The 20,371-nt window shown below is 61.4% G+C and carries 20 protein-coding genes and 2 pseudogenes; 9 read left to right on the forward strand and 13 right to left on the reverse strand.

Annotation, left to right across the window (positions count from 1 at the left end; all coding sequences use genetic code 11):
• Positions 1 to 14 precede the first annotated feature (14 nt).
• The 4 genes from cyoD to cyoA form a co-directional block, all read right to left on the reverse strand.
• Positions 15 to 419, reverse strand: a complete 405-nt coding sequence (gene cyoD / locus ASD63_RS10115) for a cytochrome o ubiquinol oxidase subunit IV (protein WP_060529186.1) — start codon at positions 417 to 419, stop codon at positions 15 to 17.
• On the reverse strand, positions 416 to 1,036 hold the full coding sequence (gene cyoC, locus ASD63_RS10120; RefSeq protein WP_060529187.1) for a cytochrome o ubiquinol oxidase subunit III: 621 nt from the start codon (positions 1,034 to 1,036) through the stop codon (positions 416 to 418). Before cyoC ends, cyoD begins: the two co-directional genes overlap by 4 nt.
• A 4-nt stretch (positions 1,037 to 1,040) precedes the next feature.
• Positions 1,041 to 3,044: a cytochrome o ubiquinol oxidase subunit I gene (gene cyoB, locus ASD63_RS10125; protein WP_060529188.1), complete on the reverse strand. Its 2,004-nt coding sequence runs from the start codon at positions 3,042 to 3,044 to the stop codon at positions 1,041 to 1,043.
• An 80-nt stretch (positions 3,045 to 3,124) separates the two neighbouring features.
• Positions 3,125 to 4,243 carry a ubiquinol oxidase subunit II gene (gene cyoA / locus ASD63_RS10130; protein ID WP_060529189.1) on the reverse strand — a complete coding sequence of 373 codons (1,119 nt, stop codon included), beginning with the start codon at positions 4,241 to 4,243 and terminating at the stop codon, positions 3,125 to 3,127.
• Positions 4,244 to 4,537: 294 nt separating this feature from the next.
• Here cyoA and ASD63_RS10135 point away from each other — a divergent pair, with 294 nt between their 5' ends.
• Entirely contained in the window at positions 4,538 to 5,863 is a 1,326-nt protein-coding gene (locus tag ASD63_RS10135; protein ID WP_060529190.1) for an MFS transporter, read from the forward strand.
• Positions 5,864 to 5,976: 113 nt separating this feature from the next.
• Here the strand turns inward: ASD63_RS10135 and ASD63_RS10140 are convergent, their stop codons facing one another.
• The 4 genes from ASD63_RS10140 to ASD63_RS10150 all read right to left on the reverse strand — a co-directional run bounded on the left by ASD63_RS10140 (position 5,977) and on the right by ASD63_RS10150 (position 8,386).
• Positions 5,977 to 6,855, reverse strand: coding sequence for an ATP-binding protein (locus ASD63_RS10140; RefSeq protein WP_060529191.1), 879 nt, complete (start codon positions 6,853 to 6,855; stop codon positions 5,977 to 5,979).
• Positions 6,856 to 7,048: 193 nt separating this feature from the next.
• Positions 7,049 to 7,402, reverse strand: coding sequence for a hypothetical protein (locus ASD63_RS36015; protein ID WP_244495277.1), 354 nt, complete (start codon positions 7,400 to 7,402; stop codon positions 7,049 to 7,051).
• 8 nt (positions 7,403 to 7,410) lie between these two features.
• Positions 7,411 to 7,650, reverse strand: a complete 240-nt coding sequence (locus tag ASD63_RS36020) for a hypothetical protein (protein ID WP_244495278.1) — start codon at positions 7,648 to 7,650, stop codon at positions 7,411 to 7,413.
• A 103-nt stretch (positions 7,651 to 7,753) separates the two neighbouring features.
• A complete protein-coding gene (locus ASD63_RS10150) occupies positions 7,754 to 8,386 on the reverse strand; it encodes a methyltransferase domain-containing protein (protein WP_244495279.1) in 633 nt (210 codons plus the stop codon).
• A gap of 280 nt (positions 8,387 to 8,666) precedes the next feature.
• Between ASD63_RS10150 and ASD63_RS10155 the strand changes: the two genes are divergently transcribed.
• Positions 8,667 to 9,920 carry a S41 family peptidase gene (locus ASD63_RS10155; RefSeq protein WP_244495286.1) on the forward strand — a complete coding sequence of 418 codons (1,254 nt, stop codon included), beginning with the start codon at positions 8,667 to 8,669 and terminating at the stop codon, positions 9,918 to 9,920.
• Positions 9,921 to 9,946: 26 nt separating this feature from the next.
• Here the strand turns inward: ASD63_RS10155 and ASD63_RS10160 are convergent, their stop codons facing one another.
• Together ASD63_RS10160 and ASD63_RS34035 are read right to left on the reverse strand one after the other, a co-directional pair.
• Positions 9,947 to 10,315, reverse strand: coding sequence for a hypothetical protein (locus ASD63_RS10160; protein ID WP_060529193.1), 369 nt, complete (start codon positions 10,313 to 10,315; stop codon positions 9,947 to 9,949).
• A 112-nt stretch (positions 10,316 to 10,427) separates the two neighbouring features.
• On the reverse strand, positions 10,428 to 10,994 hold the full coding sequence (locus ASD63_RS34035) for a chemotaxis protein CheB (protein WP_082572837.1): 567 nt from the start codon (positions 10,992 to 10,994) through the stop codon (positions 10,428 to 10,430).
• A gap of 496 nt (positions 10,995 to 11,490) precedes the next feature.
• On the opposite strand from ASD63_RS34035, the gene ASD63_RS10165 reads away from it, so the two are divergent.
• From ASD63_RS10165 to ASD63_RS10175, 5 genes and pseudogenes are all read left to right on the forward strand, one after another.
• Positions 11,491 to 11,958: a hypothetical protein gene (locus tag ASD63_RS10165; protein WP_156623679.1), complete on the forward strand. Its 468-nt coding sequence runs from the start codon at positions 11,491 to 11,493 to the stop codon at positions 11,956 to 11,958.
• Positions 11,959 to 12,135: 177 nt separating this feature from the next.
• Positions 12,136 to 12,620, forward strand: a 485-nt coding sequence (locus ASD63_RS36025) for a glycosyltransferase (RefSeq protein ID WP_244495287.1), incomplete at its 3' end; no start/stop codon positions are given.
• A gap of 1 nt (position 12,621) precedes the next feature.
• Positions 12,622 to 13,235: pseudogene (locus tag ASD63_RS36030) on the forward strand (glycosyltransferase); the annotation flags it as partial.
• A gap of 68 nt (positions 13,236 to 13,303) precedes the next feature.
• Positions 13,304 to 13,519 (forward strand): annotated as a pseudogene (locus ASD63_RS36035) (hypothetical protein); the annotation flags it as partial.
• Between the two features lie 825 nt (positions 13,520 to 14,344).
• Complete coding sequence (locus ASD63_RS10175) at positions 14,345 to 16,153, forward strand: ABC transporter ATP-binding protein/permease (RefSeq protein ID WP_060529195.1); 1,809 nt, start codon at positions 14,345 to 14,347, stop codon at positions 16,151 to 16,153.
• A gap of 128 nt (positions 16,154 to 16,281) precedes the next feature.
• Here the strand turns inward: ASD63_RS10175 and ASD63_RS10180 are convergent, their stop codons facing one another.
• Both ASD63_RS10180 and ASD63_RS10185 read right to left on the reverse strand, forming a co-directional pair.
• On the reverse strand, positions 16,282 to 17,109 hold the full coding sequence (locus ASD63_RS10180) for a bifunctional allantoicase/(S)-ureidoglycine aminohydrolase (RefSeq protein WP_060529196.1): 828 nt from the start codon (positions 17,107 to 17,109) through the stop codon (positions 16,282 to 16,284).
• Between the two features lie 69 nt (positions 17,110 to 17,178).
• Positions 17,179 to 17,865 carry a GntR family transcriptional regulator gene (locus ASD63_RS10185; protein ID WP_060521105.1) on the reverse strand — a complete coding sequence of 229 codons (687 nt, stop codon included), beginning with the start codon at positions 17,863 to 17,865 and terminating at the stop codon, positions 17,179 to 17,181.
• Between the two features lie 193 nt (positions 17,866 to 18,058).
• Between ASD63_RS10185 and ASD63_RS10190 the strand changes: the two genes are divergently transcribed.
• Complete coding sequence (locus tag ASD63_RS10190; RefSeq protein ID WP_034797914.1) at positions 18,059 to 18,703, forward strand: flavin reductase family protein; 645 nt, start codon at positions 18,059 to 18,061, stop codon at positions 18,701 to 18,703.
• 3 nt (positions 18,704 to 18,706) lie between these two features.
• On the forward strand, positions 18,707 to 19,438 hold the full coding sequence (locus ASD63_RS10195) for an aspartate/glutamate racemase family protein (RefSeq protein WP_060529197.1): 732 nt from the start codon (positions 18,707 to 18,709) through the stop codon (positions 19,436 to 19,438).
• Positions 19,439 to 19,503: 65 nt separating this feature from the next.
• Here the strand turns inward: ASD63_RS10195 and ASD63_RS10200 are convergent, their stop codons facing one another.
• Positions 19,504 to 20,151 carry a DUF480 domain-containing protein gene (locus ASD63_RS10200; protein ID WP_060529198.1) on the reverse strand — a complete coding sequence of 216 codons (648 nt, stop codon included), beginning with the start codon at positions 20,149 to 20,151 and terminating at the stop codon, positions 19,504 to 19,506.
• Positions 20,152 to 20,371 lie beyond the last annotated feature (220 nt).

A 20,371-nucleotide genomic window follows, 5' to 3' on the forward strand; every position in this document is an offset into this window, starting at 1 on the left:
CTGCCCGCCCCTGATCAGGGCATGTTCTTCATCATCTCGTGGGTCATCGGCATCATGTTCGTATTGAGGTGATGCATGACCCAGAGCGAGCCGGCGAGCGCAATACCGACGATGATGATCGTGAAGATCAGCGCCATCAGCGTCCAGCCACCTTCCGAACGGGCGTTCATGTGCAGGAAGTAGATGACGTGCACGACGATCTGGACGACGCCGATACCCATGACGAGCACGGCGGTCAGCAACTTGCTGTCGAGCGCGCCGCTCATGACCAACCAGAACGGGATCGCCGTCAGGATGACCGACAGCATGAAGCCCGTCATGTAGCTCTTGAGCGAACCATGCCCGGCAGCGTCGCCCGGATGGCTGTGCGCGTGGTGAGGCTCGAACGCGCTTTCGTGGCCAGGATGCTGCGAACTCATCCGAGTACTCCCAACAGATAGACGAAGGAGAAGACGCCGATCCAAATGACGTCGAGGAAGTGCCAGAACATGGAGAGGCACATCAGGCGGCGGCGGTTTTCCGGGTTCAATCCATGTTTGCTAACCTGCACCATCAGCGTGATCAGCCAGATGATGCCGAAAGTGACGTGCAGCCCGTGCGTGCCGACCAGCGTGAAGAACGAGGACAGGAAGGCCGAACGCGTCGGACCGGCACCCTCGTGGATCAGGTGGTAGAACTCATAGAGCTCGAGCGCGAGGAAGATCGCTCCGAACACGCCGGTGACGCCGAGCCAGAACAGCGTCTCCATCTTGGCGTTGCGCTCCATCTGAAGCATGGCAAAGCCGTAGGTGATCGACGAGAACAGCAGCATCGCCGTGTTGATGGCGATCAGGTTGAGGTCGAACAGGTCGGCTGGTGCGGGACCTGCCGCGTAGTTGCGCCCGACCACACCGTGCGTGGCGAAGAGAACGGCGAAGATCAGGCAGTCGCTCATCAGGTAGAGCCAGAAGCCCAGCATAGTGCTGTGCTCCGGGTGGTGCTCTTCCTTGAGGTAGAACTGCGGCTTTTCTGTTTCTTGGACTTGGGTTTGGCTCATCGTTTCAGATCCGTTCCGCAAGCAGTTTCGAGCGTGCGTCTTCGGTCGCCGCGACGGTTTCCGCGGGAATGAAGAAATCACGGTTGTAGTTGAAGGTATGGCCGATGGAGACCGCAATCAGGGCGATGAAGGATACCGCCGCCAGCCACCAGATGTACCAGATCAACGCGAAGGCGAGCACGACGCTGATGCCGGAGAGAATAATGCCAGCGCCGGTGTTCTTCGGCATGTGGATCGGCTTGAAGCCTTCGAGCGGACGCTCGTAACCGCGGTTCTTCATATCGTACCAGCTGTCATGGTCGTGAACGACGGGCGTGAAGGCGAAGTTGTAGTCCGGCGGCGGCGACGAGGTCGACCACTCGAGCGTGCGGCCGTCCCAGGCATCGCCGGAGGTTTCACGCAGTTGGTCGCGACGCAGGAAGCTGACGACAAGCTGGATGATGAAGGACGCGATGCCGATGGCGATCAGGACCGCACCGAAGGCGGCGATGATGAACCAGATCTGCAGCGAGGGATCCTCGAACTGGCTGACACGCCGGGTGACGCCCATCAGGCCGAGCACGTAGAGCGGCATGAAGGCGAAGAAGAAGCCGATCTGCCAGAACCAGAAGCTCATCTTGCCCCAGAAGGGATCGAGCTTGTAGCCGAAGGCCTTCGGCCACCAGTAGACAAGGCCGGCCATCAGCCCGAACAGCACACCGCCGATGATGACGTTGTGGAAGTGGGCAATCAGGAACAGCGAGTTGTGCAGCACGAAGTCGGCCGGCGGGATCGCCAGCATGACGCCGGTCATGCCGCCGATGACGAAGGTAACCATGAAACCGATCGTCCACAGCATCGGCAGTTCGTAGCGGATACGGCCGCGATACATGGTGAAGAGCCAATTGAACATCTTCGCCCCGGTCGGGATCGAGATGATCATCGTGGTGATGCCAAAGAAGGCGTTCACCGAAGCACCCGAACCCATGGTGAAGAAGTGATGCAGCCACACCAGGTAGGAGAGGATCATGATCACGCAGGTGGCGTAGACCATCGACGTATAACCGAACAGGCGCTTGCCGCAGAAGGTCGCGACGACTTCGGAGAAGATGCCGAAGGCCGGCAGTACGAGAATGTAGACTTCCGGGTGGCCCCAGATCCAGATGAGGTTGATGTACATCATCGGATTGCCACCAAGGTCATTGGTGAAGAAGTTGAAGCCGAGGTAGCGGTCGAGCGACAACAGCGCAAGCGTCGCCGTCAGGATCGGGAAGGTCGCGACGATGAGGATGTTGGTGCACAGCGACGTCCAGGTGAAGACCGGCATCTTCATGAAGGTCATGCCCGGAGCGCGCATCTTCACGATCGTGGCGATCAGGTTGATGCCGGATAAGGTCGTCCCGACGCCCGCCACCTGTAGGCCCCATATGTAATAGTCGACGCCGACGCCGGGACTGTAGTCGGCACCCGAGAGCGGCGGATAGGCGAGCCAGCCGGTGCGCGCGAATTCACCGACGAACAGCGACATCATGATGATGACCGCACCGCCCGTCGTCATCCAGAACGAGAAATTGTTGAGGAAGGGGAACGAGACGTCGCGCGCGCCGATCTGCAGCGGCACGACATAGTTCATGAAACCGGTGACGAAGGGCATCGCCACGAAGAAGATCATGATCACGCCGTGGGCAGTGAAGATCTGGTCGTAGTGGTGCGGGTTGAGATAGCCTTCGTTGCCGTTGAAGGCGATCGCCTGCTGTATGCGCATCATGATCGCGTCGGCAAATCCGCGCAAAAGCATCACGATCGCCAGGATGATGTACATGATGCCGATCTTCTTGTGATCGACCGACGTGAACCACTCGTTCCAGAGATAGCCCCAGAGCTTGTACTTCGTGATCAGCGCGAGGATCGCCAGGCCGCCCACGGCCACGGCTGCGAAGGTCACGACAAGGATCGGCTCGTGGTATGGGATCGCTTCCCAGGTAAGCCGCCCGAAGATGAATTGCGTGAGGCTGGTGTCACCAAACATGGGTCTTCCAATATGTCTCGAATTGCGGCCCGAAGGGCCCTGGCGCTCGCTGGATCAAGGCCGGCGAGCGCGCGAAAGTCCTAGTGCGTCTTGTGCATGTCGTGGTTCATGGGCTCAGCCGCGGGCCGCTCTTCCTTGACGCCCTCGGCCGGTTCCTCGCTCTTGGCGGGGTTACCGGTTTCGGGGAAGGTCGCGGCCGGTGCGGCCGCTTCGGTCACTCCGCCCGTATGGCGGTTGTCATGCTCGAGTTTGGCGCGGTTCTCATGGCTTTCGACGCCGGCTCCGCCCATCATGTCGATGTGCATCATATCCTTCATGCACATCTGGCCTTCGCGCACGCACATGTTGAGAACGGCTTCATAGAGGCCGTTTTCGACGGAAGCGTAGTAGCGCACCGGCTCCTTCACGCTCGGCTTTTCTAGCTTCAGGTAGGCGTCGCGATTGAGCATCGTGCCGTTCTGCTTGACGCGGGCAACCCAGGCGTCAAAGCCCGCCTGGTCCACGCCGTGGAACTTGAAGCGCATGTGCGAGAAGCCGTCGCCGCTGTAGTTGGACGAAAGGCCCTCGTATTCGCCTGCCTTGTTGATAACGGCGTGCAGCTTGGTCTGCATGCCGGGCATGGCGTAGATCATGCCGGCGAGCGCCGGAACGTAGAACGAGTTCATCACCGACGAGGCAGTGATCTTGAAGTTGATCGGCACGTCGACCGGCGCCGCCATCTCGTTGACCGTGGCAATACCGTATTCCGGATAGAAGAACAGCCATTTCCAGTCGAGCGCGACGACTTCGACGGTGATCGGCTTCGTCTCTTCGGTCACCGGGCGCGCCGCATCGATCCGATCGAGCGGTCGATAGGGGTCGAGCTTGTGGGTGCTGACCCAGGTGATCGCGCCGAGCGCGATGATGATCGCGAGCGGAGCCGACCAGATGATGACTTCGAGGCCGGTGGAATGGTGCCATTCCGGATCATACTTGGCGGCCGTGTTCGACTGGCGATAGCGCCAGGCAAAGAACAGCGTCAGGAAAAGGACGGGAACGATGATCAACAGCATCAGGACCGTCGAAATAACGATCAGATCCCGCTGCTGCGCGGCGATATCACCGGAAGGCGACATGACCACCATGTTGCATCCCGAGAGAACGGAGAGCAACAGGACGGCAATCGTCGATCGTCCGGCTAAACTGTATGGCTTCGGCATTGCGGCCTCAACTTGCGTTTTGTCTAGTCGGCATTACTCGGGCATGATCGGGCATGGAAGTGAGGTCCATCGTCGCAGCGCAACATTTTGCCGCAGTGCAGTGACGACCGTATCGCTCTATGCGCGTTTGTACGGGCGCAAAGGCATATTGTCGGTTCGATGCCGGCTGTTCCAGCGAACGTTAGGCACGAACTAGAATGAGGCATGTGCGCAGGTACGTGCACGGCATTCTTGATATCAGACGCCAATTGGTCAACACTCTAACGACAAGACGTTCGATCGTCGGAGAAATTCATGGTTTCGGTCGCTAACCCAACATCGTCTGGTCTCGAGCGGGATGCACGTCGCATTCACGAGGACGACAAGCCTCTGTCCCCGGGCAGCATCGCCATCGGCGTGGTCATTGGACGAACCTCGGAATTCTTCGACTTCTTCGTCTACGGCCTCGGCTCGATCCTCGTTTTTCCGAAGCTGATTTTCCCGTTCGCGCCCAATGCGGTCACCGCGACGCTCATGTCCTTCGCGCTGTTCCCGCTCGCTTTCCTCGCCCGCCCGGTCGGCTCCTTCGTCTTCATGTGGGTCGACCGCAACTACGGGCGCGGCACGAAGCTGACGATCGCGCTCGTCATTCTCGGTGGCTCGACGGCGTCAATCGCCTTCCTGCCCGGCTATGACACGATCGGATATTGGGCGGTGGCGCTATTGGCGCTGTTCCGGCTGGGCCAGGGCTTTGCGCTCGGCGGCGCCTGGGACGGCCTCGCATCGCTGCTGAACCTTAATGCGCCGCAGAATCACCGCGGCTGGTACGCGATGATCCCGCAGCTCGGCGCGCCGATCGGCTTTGCGCTTGCGAGCATCCTCTTCGGTTATTTCGTCAGCAACCTTTCGCAGGAAGATTTCCTCGCCTGGGGCTGGCGCTATCCGTTCTTCGTCGCCTTTGCGATCAACGTCGTGGCGCTTTTCGCGCGCCTGCGCATCGTCGCCAGCAAGGAATTCGGCGCCGCCATGGAAGCCAAGGAGCTTGAGGCGCGGCCGGTCTTCGAGATGCTGAGCAAGCACAGCATCGACGTCGTGCTCGGCGCCTTCGTGCCGCTCGCAAGCTTCGCGATGTTCCACCTCGTCACCATCTTCCCATTGAGTTGGGTGACGCTCAATGGCGGCCAGTCGGCGGCTGAATTCCTGTGGGTTCAGGTGGCAGGTGCCGTCGTCGGCGCCATCGGCATCGTGCTTTCGGGAGTGATTGCCGACCGGGTCGGCCGCCGCAACCAGCTGATGATCGGCGCGATCCTGATCGCGATCTTCAGCTTCTCGGCCCCCTTCCTGCTCGATGCCGGCGGCAAGGGCCAGGACGCTTACATCCTGATCGGCTTCGCCATCCTTGGCCTTTCCTTCGGCCAGTCCTCGGGCGCCGTCTCCTCGCGCTTCACCCAGTACTATCGCTACACGGGTGCCGCCCTGACGTCGGACCTCGCCTGGCTCGTCGGCGCCGCTTTTGCGCCGCTCGTGGCACTCGGGCTTGCCAGCAGCTTTGGCATCATCTTTATCGGCGGGTACCTGATTTCGGGTGCGATCTGCACGATCGCGGCGCTGAGCCTCACCCGCGCGCTCGACCAGCAGTAAGATCCAGAGGCAGGCGGGCCGCGGTTACGGGCGTCCCGCTTGTTCGTCCTTTCCTCGTGTGACCTTGATTGCGAGGAACGGAAACGCGATCGGATTAACCGGTCCTGCAGCCGTCAAAGGCGGACTTCGACCTCAAACCCCTGCGTCTTGCCGCGCGCCGGCGAAGCGATGAGCAATTGGCCCTGCATCTGCGCGACCAGCCGCTCAACGATGGCAAGTCCGAGCCCGGAACCGAAGGCCTCGGTCGGCCCGCGGACGAAGCGCTTGGTCAGGTTGGCGCGGGCGTCCTCGGCGACAACAGCGCTTTCGTTCGTGACGCGGATACCAATTGGGTCGACATGGAGATCGACCCGGCTGCCCGGGGGACTGTGGATCAGGGCGTTTTCAAGAAGATTGCGCAAGACGATCGCAAAGGCGTCCACGCGGATCGGCCGTTCAAGTACGGTGTCCTTGGCGACCTGAACGTTCAGGCGGTTGGCGCCGAGTGCCGATCGCTCCAGATCCTGCATCACGACCATCAACACCGGCAGCAGATCTTGCTGCTCGTCCGAAATCGCAATCTCCGCTTCGGCGCGCGACATCTGCAGTAACTTCTCGGCAAGCCGGCTCAGATGCACGAGCGCACGTTCGATCTGGGCGGTTCGCGGTTGGTATGCCGGGGGCACCTCGCGCGCCAGCCGTTGGGTCTGCGCAAGCGCACCGGCAATCGGGGTCCGCAACTCATGGGCGCTGTTCGAGGTGAACTCTCTCTCCGCCTCTAGACCCGCCTTCAGCCGCGCCAGAAGCAGGTTCACGGAACGCGCGATCGCCCGCAGTTCGCGCGGCAGCGTCGCCTCGTCGATCGGCGCCAGCTTGCCGCTGTCCTTGGTCAGGATATCGTCGCGCAGCTGCGACACGGGCGACAGCGTGCTGCGAACGACGAAGACGATCGCAAGGATGCTGCCCGGTATCAGCACGAGCAGCGGCAAAAGCAGCGCCGGGATGGCCGTCAAGTCCTTGAGCGCCCAAGCGGCGAAATGCGGTGAGGCTGCCCGCCTCGGCCGCCGCCTACGGGGCCGGAGGATTTCAGGAGGCGACGGGATCGCGAAAGGCCCCGCGCCTCTTCTTGTAGCTGATCACCGCCGTCGCGATCCCGACCAGAGCCATCGCGCCGCCAAGAACGGCCAGCACGCCAACATTCCGGCCTCATGGCTCGTAGGTCGCGAATTTGTACATCTCCGTCGCGAGCACCGCGATCATGGCCGCCGAGAAGGTCGAATAGTCCTTGCCGACGATACGTCTGATGTTGGACGCCATTCCTTCCGTGGAGTGGCTGAAGTTTGAAAGGCGCAGCGCCCAGCGCGGCACGTCACGGCAATATGCCTGATAGGCTTCGCTGGAGGTGCGAAGCAGAAAAGCTTCCTCCGCATAGACGATGCATTGGTACATGAAGGCAAAGAGCCCGATGCCGATCACGATGAGCAGCGGGTTGCCGTGCAGCAGGAAAACGCCGGAGTAGAGCAGCATGTCATAGAGCGGGTTCCGGCAAACGCCGAACATGCCCTCGGTTACCAGGTCCTTGGCGTAGACCCTAGGCCACCACGCTGGATATACTTATAGCCGACGACCGTCGCGCGAAGCGCCAGGCCGGCCAGAATGACGAGGATCGCGACCGCATCCTTGGCCAGCGTCAGCAGCGGGTTGTCCAACACCAATGCCGGCGGCGGCATCGGCAGGAACAACACCGCGATGATCGCGGGAAAAAGCTGGTTGCGGAAGCGGAAGAGAAAATTGCCGATCGCGATCATGGTCGGTCCGTCCTACTTGATCGCGACAATGCCGCAGAAATTATACCAGCGGAAAAAGACCTCGACGCTGCGGAAACCCAATACAGCAGCTGGAAATATTCCTTCAGACGGTACGGAATGAGACGTTGTCAAGCGCCTCGCGCTTCCTGGCGATCTCGATCTCGGAAAAGCCGTTGCGGCGCTTATAGTCGCAGTAGTGCTCGTTGAGAGTCGCATCCTCGCTGGTCAGCTTCTCAACGAGCAGCAGAGCGTCGCGCTCGTTGTGGCCGTCGTAGATCGAGCGCACGAACTGCAAGGTCAGAAGCATCAGGACGACGCTGGCATTGTGGATCTCGATGCCGTGGTGCAGGTCGCCGCCCCTCAGATCAATCGCCCGGTTGGAATTTACCTGGACGATCTTTTCCTTCGCCTTCTCGATCATGTCGGGAGCGTTGTCGATGCCGACGAAGCGCACGGCGGGATCAACCATGGCGTCGAGCCCGGACAGCGTCGTCGCGGTCGAGCAGCCGATGTCGTAGAGGTTGGTATCGGCTTCGGCAAAGTCGCTAGCGAGTTCGCAAACCATCCGCTGGATTTCGCCGTAGTAGGAAACCGATCGGCTGACCATGTCCTCGAAGACGGCGGCCACGGTTGCATTGAAGGCGAAGTCGCCGACATTCTCGTCCGGTGCGGCAAAAACCTCGTCCCGGCGGTGGCTGTTGTCGTGCACGTGTAGATGCGGGGCCTTGCCAACCATTCGCACTGCCTTTCTTTTCCGGAGCACGCCAAAGGAGAGGGCAGTCGCCTCTGTCCCCGGAGCGATCGATGCCCCACACAAGCCACCCTAACCTCACACGAACCTGAAAGGTTTGGCCGCGTGGGGTCGGCAGATCGTTGTGCCGGGGCGGGGATCACGGCGTGATCACGCGATTTTGCCGGCAGGTGTGCGCGCTTTTGTCGATAATCGGCGGCGTGAAACCGGAGCAACGACCATGCGGCCGAGACTAAGTTGTACGGCGTTGATCGCCAGCCTCGTCATGTCTATGGCCGCTGTGGCGTGGGCCGCGGAGCTGCCACGCTCCGGCGAGCCGACGTTCGACCGGGTGATCGAACTCGTGAACGCGAACTTCTATGACGGCAAGGCCCTCGACCGTTTCAATGCCGCCGCCCAGGCGGAAATCACGGATTCCGCGGCGACACTATTCAGGACGAGCCCGGCTTCCCGCGTCGATGCGGCGATCACGTCCGTTCTTGCAAGTCTCGGGGTTTCGCACACCGGGCGCTTCAAAGCCGACACGATCGACTACTTTGAGCTCGCCGACATTTTCCGCTTCGCCATCCGTGACGATATGCGGCGTCTCTTTCCGCCGGATGGCGCCGCGCGCTATCCCGGCATCGGCATGGTGACGACGGTTAAGAATGGGCAGCGGTTCGCCAGCGATGTTTATGACGGATCGGCCGCCAAGAGGGCGGGCCTCCTCGTCGGCGACGAGATCCTTTCGGTCGACGGGCGGGCTTATCATGAGATCGGATCCTTCGAAGACAAGGTCGGCCGCACGGTCGAACTTCGGCTCCGCCGCCACCGCGATGCGGAGCCATTGCCGCTGCAGGTTGCGGTCGAAAGCTTACGACCACTTCCGATGTTCGAGCGCGCGATCGAAGAAAGTGTCGCGCTCATCGAGACTGGCGGCCGGAAGATCGGCTATGTGCGGCTCTGGACCCTTTCCACGCGAAACGGGCTCGATCTCGTCGCCGAGGCGCTTTCGAGCGACCCGCTGAAGGATGCAGAAGGCCTCGTCGTGGATCTGCGCGGCCGTTGGGGCGGCGGGCCCGCAGACGCAGCCGAGTTTCTGGTCGGTGGTACGCCGACGTTCCGGCTGATTCCGCGCCGGGGCGAAGCCACGCTAGCCAATTTCCGCTGGCAAAAGGCTGTGGTCGCGCTGATCGACAACGGAACCCGCAGCGGTCTCGAACTCTTTGCCTACACACTGCGGCAACACGGGATCCCGCTCGTCGGCGAGCGGACGGCTGGTGCTCTGCTTGCCGGCCGTGCCTATGTGCTACCGGACGACAGCCTCTTGGAAGTGGCGGTGTCGGATGCGGTCATCGGCGACCAGCTAAGGCTTGAGGGGGTGGGCATCGCGCCGGATGTGCAAGTGGCGTTTCCGCTTGCCTATGCGGCCGGCAAGGATCCGCAGCGGGAAGCCGCGATCACTGAGATGCTGCGCATACTCCAAGCCACGCCGGCGCCGGAAACCCTGCCGGCGCAAGAACCGGCCGCAAGCAGGTGACGCTTGGCGCCTCGCAGAACTATGTGTCAGCTGATGCCGCCGGCTGCGACAACCTCCCGTCCGAGTCTCACAACTTCGCTGACGAACAGGTCCAGGTCCTCCCGTCGCGTCCGGTGATTGTTGACTGCCACGCGCAGGCAATGCTCGCCGTGTACCGTCGTGTCGGAGATGACGGCGGTCCCCTCGTCCTGAAGCCGCAGCATGATTTCCGTGTTCACTGCCTTCAATCGCTCAGCCGTCATGTTCTCCGGATGGTCACGGAAGCAGACGATGTTGATGTTGGTCGGCGCCACGAGTTCGAGCTGCGGCTCTGCCTCGACGAGGCCGCTCAGATAATGGCCTTGAGCAACATTCTGGTTGACGAGGTGGCCAAACTTCTCGATGCCGTGCTCCATCAGCGACACTGCTCGATCGCGCGGCGCAAGGCGCCGATATCGATGCGCGGTTCCGCATCCGTCGCGATGCCTGCATCCTTAATGCTCTCAATCTGATCTATGCGAATCTACTTCACAACTCACGTGGGCTTCCTCGGCCCGATCGTACCCGTTCGCAAATAAAATCAGCAATTGCGGGAACCGCTCCAGTGAAATCGATTTCGCTCTTGATTTCCGGGATGTTGGTCTCTTTAGGCTCCTCCACTACCACCGTGCCGCCAGCCTCCTTAATCGCCTTCAGTCCCAACCATCCATCCTTCAACAGTCCTGTAAGGGTTACACCAATTACGCGTCTTCCGACGCTATGGGCGAGTGACCTAAAGAGCGCATCTATTGTGAACCCTCGATAATATCCGTCAGCGAGGAGGCGCATCCGGGGTCCAGGCCCGACTGTCAGGAGCTTGTCCGGCGGTCCGACGAAGCAAGCCCCTGTCTCGAGGGGATCTCCCTCTATTGGAACAACAACACGCAAGTGGGCCACCCGCCTCAAAGTCTCTGGCAGATAGCTATGGGGGAATGGAGACCGGTGAAGAACCACTAGGACGGCCGCCGACAGGTTTTCCGGCAGTCGCCCAACGAGATCAGTGACGCCTTCTACCCCGCCAGCAGGCGCACCAATTGCCACAATGTCAGGTCTCATGGATCAAACTGATACCAGCGCTACGATATATTAGGTCTATCTCATTTTACCGCGCTGCGCGACATCATTTCAACACACGTGAAGGGTTTGTAAAAAGGCGACGCGCGAGGCGTCGCCATGCGCGAACGCTCAGTCTAGCGACGTTTGGTGGGACCACTTATCGACTGCATCCACCGTCGAACCCCGCTACGAAGACAGCTCTGGTCGCAGACTTCCTATGTCCAAGGCGCGCGCCAGATTGTGGTAACGGAGCAGGGCTGCCGGACAGTTACGCGCGCGAAGATCTGCCCGCCGACCAAAGATCGCGATCTCTCGTACTTCTCCGTAATCCGGCGAAGCACATCTTGAAGGTTTCTCCGGACAGCTCAAGTCCGGCTCATCGACAGAGCAGACCTCCTTCGCCCGCAGAAAGCGAGAATTCGGCTTTCTACAAACGGCTTGATTTCGCGGACAAGCGGCAGTCGACAACCGTATGGACTTGCATGATAATACCCACATGGCGCGAGAAAATGGCACGGTCTCACCTAGAGGGGCAGAGTATACCGCAAGCCTGCGACGGGCAACGCTCTTCCTTGGGTTCCTTTACCAGTTGATGCAGTTCGTCATCAGCAACACGCTGTGGGCTTCACTCGGATACGACCCGATAGCGATCTTGCCGATGACGCTCATCCTAATGCTGAGCGGAACACTCATGTCCTACGCGATGGCGGCGGTGCTCTTTCTCTTCCGTGACCAGTCCATCGTCTTCAAGCTTTTGCTCGGCTCCGCCCTGTCGCTCGGGGCCGGAGCGATCAACGCGGGCGTCGATTTCCTCAGTCATGGCCTGATTGAGCATGGCGACCAGATCGGGACTGTCTGGACCAATGTTAGGTACGACGTCATCTACTGCACAGCGCTGTTTCACGGATGGGCTTTTCTCTACATCGCGCTTCTGGCGAATTTCGAACTACGCGGGCGGCGCTGACTGTGCAATAGCGGGCGCTGTGCTACCAGGTCAATCCGCTCTTTCTGTTCAACAGGCCGGCGATTTTGGGCGTTACGACAACCAGAGCTTCTACCCTAGCTGCGGTAGAATCAGCCTGCATGCCTCGAAAGAGCGGATTGCGCCGACTTTAAGGAACCGGTAATATAACTCGATGAGCTGAGAGCAGCGAAAGTGCAAGGAATCGGAGTGGCCGACCTCGCCAACGCGCGCATAACTATCATTGTTTCTGCACTCGGCGCCGGCGGCACCGAGCACGTCGTCAGTCTCGTTGCCAGCCACTGGGCCCGCCTCGGCTGCACCGTCACGGTGATTACGCTCGAAGCGCCGACCTCCGAACCCTATTACAGGCTCGATCCGCGCGTCGCCATCGAGCGGCTCGACGTGCCGGTTCAGAAGGCCGGCAAGCTGCGGGCCGCCTGGCTGGTGGCAAGGCGGCTCTACCGACTGCGCTCGACGATCAGCCGCACCCGTCCCGACTTCGTCCTGAGCTTCCTGACGCGCACGAATGTGTTGACGCTGCTCGCAACACGCGGCCTCAGGCTTCCGGTGATCGTGTCCGAGCGCAACAACCCGGCGGTGCAGCCCTTCGGCCCCTTCTGGAAATGGCTGCAGCTTCGTCTCTACCCGCGCGCCTTTGCGCTNATCGTGTCCGAGCGCAACAACCCGGCGGTGCAGCCCTTCGGCCCCTTCTGGAAATGGCTGCAGCTTCGTCTCTACCCGCGCGCCTTTGCGCTGGTGACCATGACCAAGGGCGCGCTGGACTATTTCCGGCCGAATGTGCGCCGCTCCGGCCGGGTGATCGCCAATGCGATCAATCTGCCCGACGGCTGGCAAAAGAAGCGCGGTAACAATGTGCTCACCGCCGTCGGGCGCCTGACTGAGCAAAAGGGCTTCGATCTGCTGCTCGAAGCCTTTGCCAAGGTGGCCAGCGACCACCCCGAATGGAAGCTCGTCATCTGGGGCGAAGGCAAGGCGAGAAAGGCGCTGGAAGCCCAGCGCAACGCGCTCGGATTGGCCGACCGGGTGGAAATGCCCGGCCTCACCGCAAAACCCGGTCTCTGGGTCGAAACCGCCGACCTCTTCGTCCTGTCATCCCGCTACGAGGGCTGGGGCATCGCCCTGCTTGAAGCGATGGCCGCAGGCCTCCCCGTCGTCTCTTTCGCCTGCGAATGGGGCCCGACCGACATGATTGCCAACGGCGACGACGGCATCCTCGTCGAAAACGGCGACATCAACGCCCTGGCCGAAGCCCTCTCNCTTCGCCTGCGAATGGGGCCCGACCGACATGATTGCCAACGGCGACGACGGCATCCTCGTCGAAAACGGCGACATCAACGCCCTGGCCGAAGCCCTCTCCAACCTGATGGGCGACGAGACCCTGCGCGCCCGTCTCGCGGCCAACGCCGAAGCCAATGTCAGGCGCTACGACGCCGAGCATATCCTCTCCCAATGGGACGCCGTGGCGATGGCGGCGCGAGAACACACGGCCGGACGCAAAACCGAAATCCTGCGCCGTCCCCGTCTTCGGCTAGACGCTTGATCGCGCTTGCTGGGAGCGGTGTGTTGAAGGCCGTGCGGAGTGCACATGCGAGACATCGCCAACAGGTAGGCTTGTCCCTGTTGGGAGCCCAGACACGAACTCGGTGCCTCAATTGCGGAAGAGTCGCGGTTCGGTCGATCTCCGGAGGGCCTGTCGCTGATGGTCAGCGCCGTCGGCTTCTTTACGTCGTAGCCGCCAAAGGCACTACACGATGGATGTCCGACCAAGCCGACCAATCTCGATAAGCGCAATCCCCAGCGGGCTGCACCGACGGCTTCAGCCTGACGTGGTCCGTGCGTCCCGACGACGGGACCCTGCCACCGGGCGTGGTGGGGGTTACCTGCCCGAGCTTCGGTATCGGTACTTGACGTCGCCGTTTCGCCAGCCCTCAATCAATAAGTGTGTCGGAGGCTTTCTCGCGATCCGCCCTCAGCGACCAGTGATGATAACCGTCCTTGATGGCCGCCTGCCGAACCATCGCCTCACCGAACGGCGCGAGCCATCCGAGCACCAGTGCGTCCCACTTCTTCTAGCCGGGGGTCCCGGGTCTCTCTTTGCTGGTCGCGGATTTGATCGAGATGCGCCGACATGCCGGTTCCTCCCTCAGTGCCGTGTTTCGACCTCGCTCACGAAACTATGAACCCTCTGGGAGGGGTGCAATTCAACTTTCCCGCCGCAATTCGGGCAGCATGCCGCATTGACACGGATTTAACGATCCGCGCTGTGACCGCGGTTACACGTGGGCGCAGCCAATCCGCGCTAGGGAGAGAGGGTAAGGCAGGCTATATTCTACTTGAGGAGACCGGGAAGGAGAGATTCGCACCGATGTCGAACCGGACGAACGGCGAAAATAGCGGCCGGATAGAACCAAGCGACGAACAATCCCTCGGTGATCAATTGCGGATGATGCATCGGGCCTTCATGGCCTCGCCACTGCGCAACAAGATCATTGGGCTGAGCATCAGCATCACCGTTGTCATTGTTGTGACGGCTTTTGGTCAGATCATCCTCAACCGATGGTACAAGCCGTTCTACGACACGCTCGAGCGACGCGACCTTCCGGCCTTTCTCCATCAACTCGTCGTCTTCGCCCAGATCGCCGGCGTGCTTCTCGTTCTCAATGTTCTGCAAACCTGGCTCGGCCAGGTCATCAAGCTGCGCTTGCGCGAAGGCCTGACCCAGGACCTGATCACTGAATGGATGCGCCCAACGCGTGCGTTCCGGCTGGCGAATGCCGGCGCCATCGGCATCAACCCGGACCAGCGCATCCATGAGGACGCGCGCCACCTGACCGATCTCTCGGCCGGACTTTCGATCGGCCTCTTCCAATCCGGCATTCTGCTGGTGAGCTTCATCGGCGTGCTGTGGTCGCTGTCCGACGGTTTCGTCTTCCATGTCGCGAGCTATTCCTTCGACATTCCCGGCTACATGGTCTGGGCCGCGATCCTCTATGCGGGCACCGCCTCCTGGCTGAGCTGGCTCGTCGGCCGGCCTCTGGTGGCGCTCAATGGCGAACACTATGCCCGGGAGGCGGCGCTGCGTTTCTCGCTGATGCGCGTCAACGAACATATCGAAGCCGTGTCGCTTTCGTCAGGCGAAGCCAACGAGAAAAAGCGGCTGCAGCGCGACCTCGCCTCGGTGCTCGAGATCAGCTACGGCTTGCTGCGCGCCGTGACGCGGCTCACCTGGGTGACCGGCGGCTATGGCTGGATTACCGTCGTTGCGCCGATCGTCATTGCCGCACCGGTCTATTTCGCTGGCGACCTCAGTTTCGGGGGGTTGATGATGGCCGTCGGCGCCTTCACTCAGGTGCATGCGTCGCTGCGCTGGTTCGTCGACAATATCGGCGCGATCGCCGACTGGCGCGCCACATTGCTGCGCGTCGCCGCCTTCCGCTCGGCGCTCTTGATGACCGACGAACGGCACGAGGGCGACAAGCGCATCGACTTCAAGACCTCCGCTACGCCGCAGATGAGCTTCGACAACATAGAAATCGTCTCGCCGACTGGCTGCATCCAGCTTCGCGAGCCGAGAGTCACCATCAATCCGGGCGAGCGCGTGCTCGTCACCGGCGGGCCTGAGGTGGAAAAGGCGCCGTTCTTTCGCGCGATCGCTGGGCTCTGGCCTTGGGGGCACGGGCGCATCGCACTGCCGGTGGACGACGGCCTCGCCTTTGTGCCGAAATCTCCCTATTTCCCGCCGGGCACGCTTGAAGAAGTGCTCGCCTATCCGAGCCCGCCCGATACCTACAGCAAGGGCGAACTCGCCGCCGTTCTCTCCAAGGTCGGCCTTGGCCGCCTGAGCAGCCGGCTCGACCAGGATGCGCGAAAGCAGATGAACCTCAGCGAGGCCGAGCAGCGTCTTCTCGCCATCGCTAGGCTCAGCCTGCACAAGCCGCGCTGGCTGATCATCGATGAAGCGCTCGACACCCTTGAGGACGACGCCTATCAGCGCGTGCTCAAATTCATGGACGCCGAGCTTCAAGGTGTTGCGATCGTCAACATCGGACGCACCGAACGCGGCAGCGACTTCTTTACCCGCGTGCTCCACCTCGACAAGAATCCGACCGGCAACACCTTCAGGCGTCTCCAGCCGCGCAGCCTTCAGCCGGCCGATCCGCAACTGGTGGACTGAGAAGGTGAACGTGCCCTCGTTCAGCCGTTGAACAAAGGGATGCGGGTGCCGCCATAGTCATCTGATTACAAAGAAAAAACGCGCGGTCGGTTGAACGCGCGGTTTTGTCTATCCTAGCGTGGGCTCGCTTAACGCGAGCGCAGCTTCATGTGGCGGTTCACGTCCTTGTAGAGCAGGTAACGGAACTTACCCGGGCCGCCGGCATAGCAGGCCTGCGGGCAGAAGGCGCGCAGCCACATGTAATCGCCGGCCTCGACCTCGACCCAGTCCTGATTGAGCCGGTAGACGGCCTTGCCTTCGAGCACATAAAGGCCGTGCTCCATCACGTGCGTCTCGGCAAAGGGAATGATCGCGCCGGGCTCGAAGGTGACGATCGTCATGTGCATGTCGTGGCGCAAGTCCGTCGGGTCGACGAAGCGGGTCGTTGCCCACTTGCCTTCCGTGCCCGGCATCGGCGACGGGGTGATTTCGGCCTCGTTGATGAAGAAGGCTTCCGGCGCGGGCAGGCCATCGACGTACTCGTAAGCCTTGCGAACCCAGTGGAAACGAACGATCGCTTCACTTCCGTTGCGAACCGTCCAGTTGCTCGCCGGCGGGATGAAGGCGAAGCCGCCCGGCTGCATCTTATGCGCCTTACCGTCGAGCGTAATGGTCAGTTCGCCCTCGACGACGAAGATCGCGCCCTCGGCGCCTTCGTCGAGTTCCGGCCGGTCGCTGCCGCCGCCCGGGGCGATTTCCATGATATATTGTGAAAATGTTTCAGCAAAACCGGAGAGCGGGCGCGACAATATCCACAGACGGGTCTTGTCCCAGAATGGCAAATAGCTGGTGACGATGTCCATCATCGTCCCCTTCGGAATCACCGCATAGGCTTCGGTGAAGACCGCGCGATCCGAAAGGAGTTGGGTTTGGGGCGGGTTGCCGCCATGCGGCGCATAGTAGCTACGGTTGGTCATATCTTCCTTCAGTTTGCTTGCAGGCACCGCCTCCTCTAAAGAGCGGTGCAATGGGTCGCGCACGCAGCATCAAAGCAATGCGGTGCGAAGATCGCGGGGCTGGTCTTTCTCCTCGTCCAGATCCAGTTCCGCTTCGACGTGGTTCAGGTGCTCGGCCATTTCCTTGATCGCGCTCGCGACGTCGCGTGACGCGATGTACTCGACCACGGCCAGATGTTCGTCCGGTCCGCAATTGTGCAGGTGGTTCGACCGGTACATTGCGGTGATCAGGGATGTCCGGGACACGAGGTCGCGCAGGATACCGAAGAGGAAGGCAGACCCCGAAAGCTCCGCGAGCAACAGGTGGAAACCACCGGAAAGCCGAACGATATCAGAGAGATTGCCGGATCGGCCGGCAATGCGCTCCTCTTCGATATGGGCGCGCAACCGGACGATATCCTTGGGATTGGCGCGCTCGCAAAGCCGCTCGACGACCCGCTGTTCGATCGCCCTGCGGGCAACGAAGACATCGCGTGCCTCGTCTACCGAAGGCTCGGAGACGAAGGCGCCCCGGTTCGGCATGATCGTCACCAGGCCATCGCGCTCGAGCGCGGTCAGTGCCTGGCGGATGCGAGCCCTGCTGACGGAGAATATTTCGGCAAGTTGTTCTTCTTTCAATCGCGTTCCCGGCCGTAGCCGACGCTCTGCAATCGCAAGCCAGATCTTCTCGCAAATGATCGCCGTCGGAGCACCGGCGACTTCGTCCGCGTTATACATGAAATCTCCCTTAGCCGTTCGCTTACTCTCGCCGTGCGGCGCTCAAAGTCAATTCCATCCGCTGCAGTTAGATATTGACTACAAAATTGTAGACAATATTGTGTACCGCAACTTGATGTGCAATGGCAACCGCTTAAACACGACCGTGCGACCGGCAAACAGACCGGGGCCGCGGCGCCAATTGAGAGCTCCGATGGACTTCGATTTCACAGAACTGCCGGCCCAGGACCGTTACCGCCTGCTGACGAACTTCATCGGTCCGCGACCGATCGCGCTGGTCTCGACGCTCTCGCCGAGCGGACAGGACAATGCCGCGCCGATGAGCTTTTTCAATGTCTTCTCGCACGACCCGCCGATCGTCATTCTCGGTATCCAGACCCGCCCGAACGGGGAAGAGAAGGACACGGTCGCCAATATCCGGCGCACCAACGAGTTCGTCGTCAACATGGTGGACATGGCGATCGCCGACCAGATGCTGGTCTGCGGCCTGTCCTTCGAGCCGGATGTCGACGAAGTGGCAATCGCCGGACTGACGGCGGCTGACGGCCTCAAGGTCGGCGCCCGCCGCATCGTCGAGTCACCCTGCTCGATGGAATGCCGCGTTGAGCGGCTGATCGAATATGACCGCCGCGTCATCGTTCTTGGCGAGGTCGTGCATATGCACGTGCGTAAGGACTGCCTCGACGAGGAAGGCCGCTACGTCGACCCGTCCCAATACCAGCCGATCGCACGGCTGCACGCCAACAACTACATCACATCGGATCGTCAGTTCGTCATGCCGACGCCCGACATTACCGCCTATGCCCCCCCTGCAAACGCCATGCGGAAGACGAGCTGATCCATGCGTATCCTGCTGATCAATCCGAACTCCACCCGCTCGATGACCGAACAGGCGCATCGCAGCGCCGAGCGCGTCGCTGCATCCGACACCCAGCTCGAATCGATCAACCCGACATCGAGCCCAGCCAGCATCGAAGGCCATGCCGACGAAGCGATGGCTGTGCCAGCGATGCTTGCGGAAATCCGCAAAGGCGAAGCGCGCGGCATCGATGCCTATGTAATCGCCTGCTTCGACGATCCCGGACTTGGCGCTGCACGCGAGATCGCTCGCGGTCCGGTCATCGGCATCTGTCAGGCGGCCGTGCAGGTGGCGATGAACATTGCGACCCGCTTTACGATCATCACCACCCTGCCCCGCTCCGTGCCGATCATCGAGGACCTCGCCGAGGCCTACGGTGCCGGCCATCGCTGCCGCAAGGTGCGCTCGGTCGACATGCCCGTGCTGGCGCTGGAGGAGGATCTGGCCCACACCGAGGAGATGCTGGTTCAGGAGATCCTGAAAGCACGCCAGGAGGATGCCGCCGAAGCGATCATCCTCGGCTGTGCCGGTATGTCTGAGCTCTGCGACCGCCTGAAGGCGCGTACCGGCATGCCTGTGATCGACGGCGTGACGGCAGCCGTGAAGCTTGCCGAGGCGCTCGTCGGGGGCGGTTATGCCACCTCGAAGGTCGGTGCGTACGACTATCCGCGCGCCAAGGAAGCGCCGGCCTGCCGGCTGGTCGACGCCAGCTGAGCGCATCCGAATATGTCACCGGGCGCACATGGCGCCCGGGACATTTTGTTTCCGACGCCGCGCTGTCAGCGCGTCAGGGCGTCAAGCTGCTCCTCCAGCGTCGCCACCTTCCGCTCAAGCGCTTCCAGTCGTTCTTCGAGAGCTGATAGGGCCGAACCGCTCGGCGCCGACGACACGGCCGCCCTTTCGGCAGGCTGCTCGACTTCACCACACAAGAGATGCGCGAAGCGGTCTTCTCGCTGGCCGGCACCCCGGTTCAGTTGAACGATGAGCGGCGGCCGGCGGCCCATCATCAGATCCAGATTGTCCTTCAGCTCCTCGATCGACGAGAACCGCGCCATGCGCTCGCTGCGCGCCCAAAGCTCGTAGGCCGTCTGCGGGCCGCGCAGAAGAAGCAGGCCGAGCACGACGATCTGCGGCGACGTCAGCGAGAAGCGGTTGGCTGCGAGGTGCTCGTAGCGCTCGACCCGCGAGGCAAATGCTTGCCGGACCAACCCTTTCTGCCCCAGAGACGAGAGAGCGCGGTGGATCTCGACCTGCTCGAGCGCCATGACGGGATCGCGCGCCGTTTTCTGGTTGGCAGCCGAATGCGCCGAATTGAGCGTCAGCGGATAGACGTCGGGCGTCGTTTCCTTCTTCTCGATCAGGCATCCGAGAACGCGGGCTTCAACGGCATTGAGGACGGGGAAATCGGTGTCGGAGGTCGTGTTCATAAGCCAACTCTTCAAATCAACGCATTTCGATCCCGGCCGGATGTCCCGAGCGGGAAGCGGTCCGACCATTGGCCCCTACCCTAACGAGAGTGCTGGAGCCCGGGAATGGTCATCGGTCTATTTCGTTGAATTCCGGTTAGCAGTCTAGCATTTGCCTTCCGACAGCGATGCGAAAGGGGCATGCGAACTGCTTGGCGCAAATACTGAAATTGCCGGCGGC

Source organism: Ensifer sp. Root558 (assembly GCF_001427045.1).
GTDB lineage: Bacteria > Pseudomonadota > Alphaproteobacteria > Rhizobiales > Rhizobiaceae > Ensifer > Ensifer adhaerens.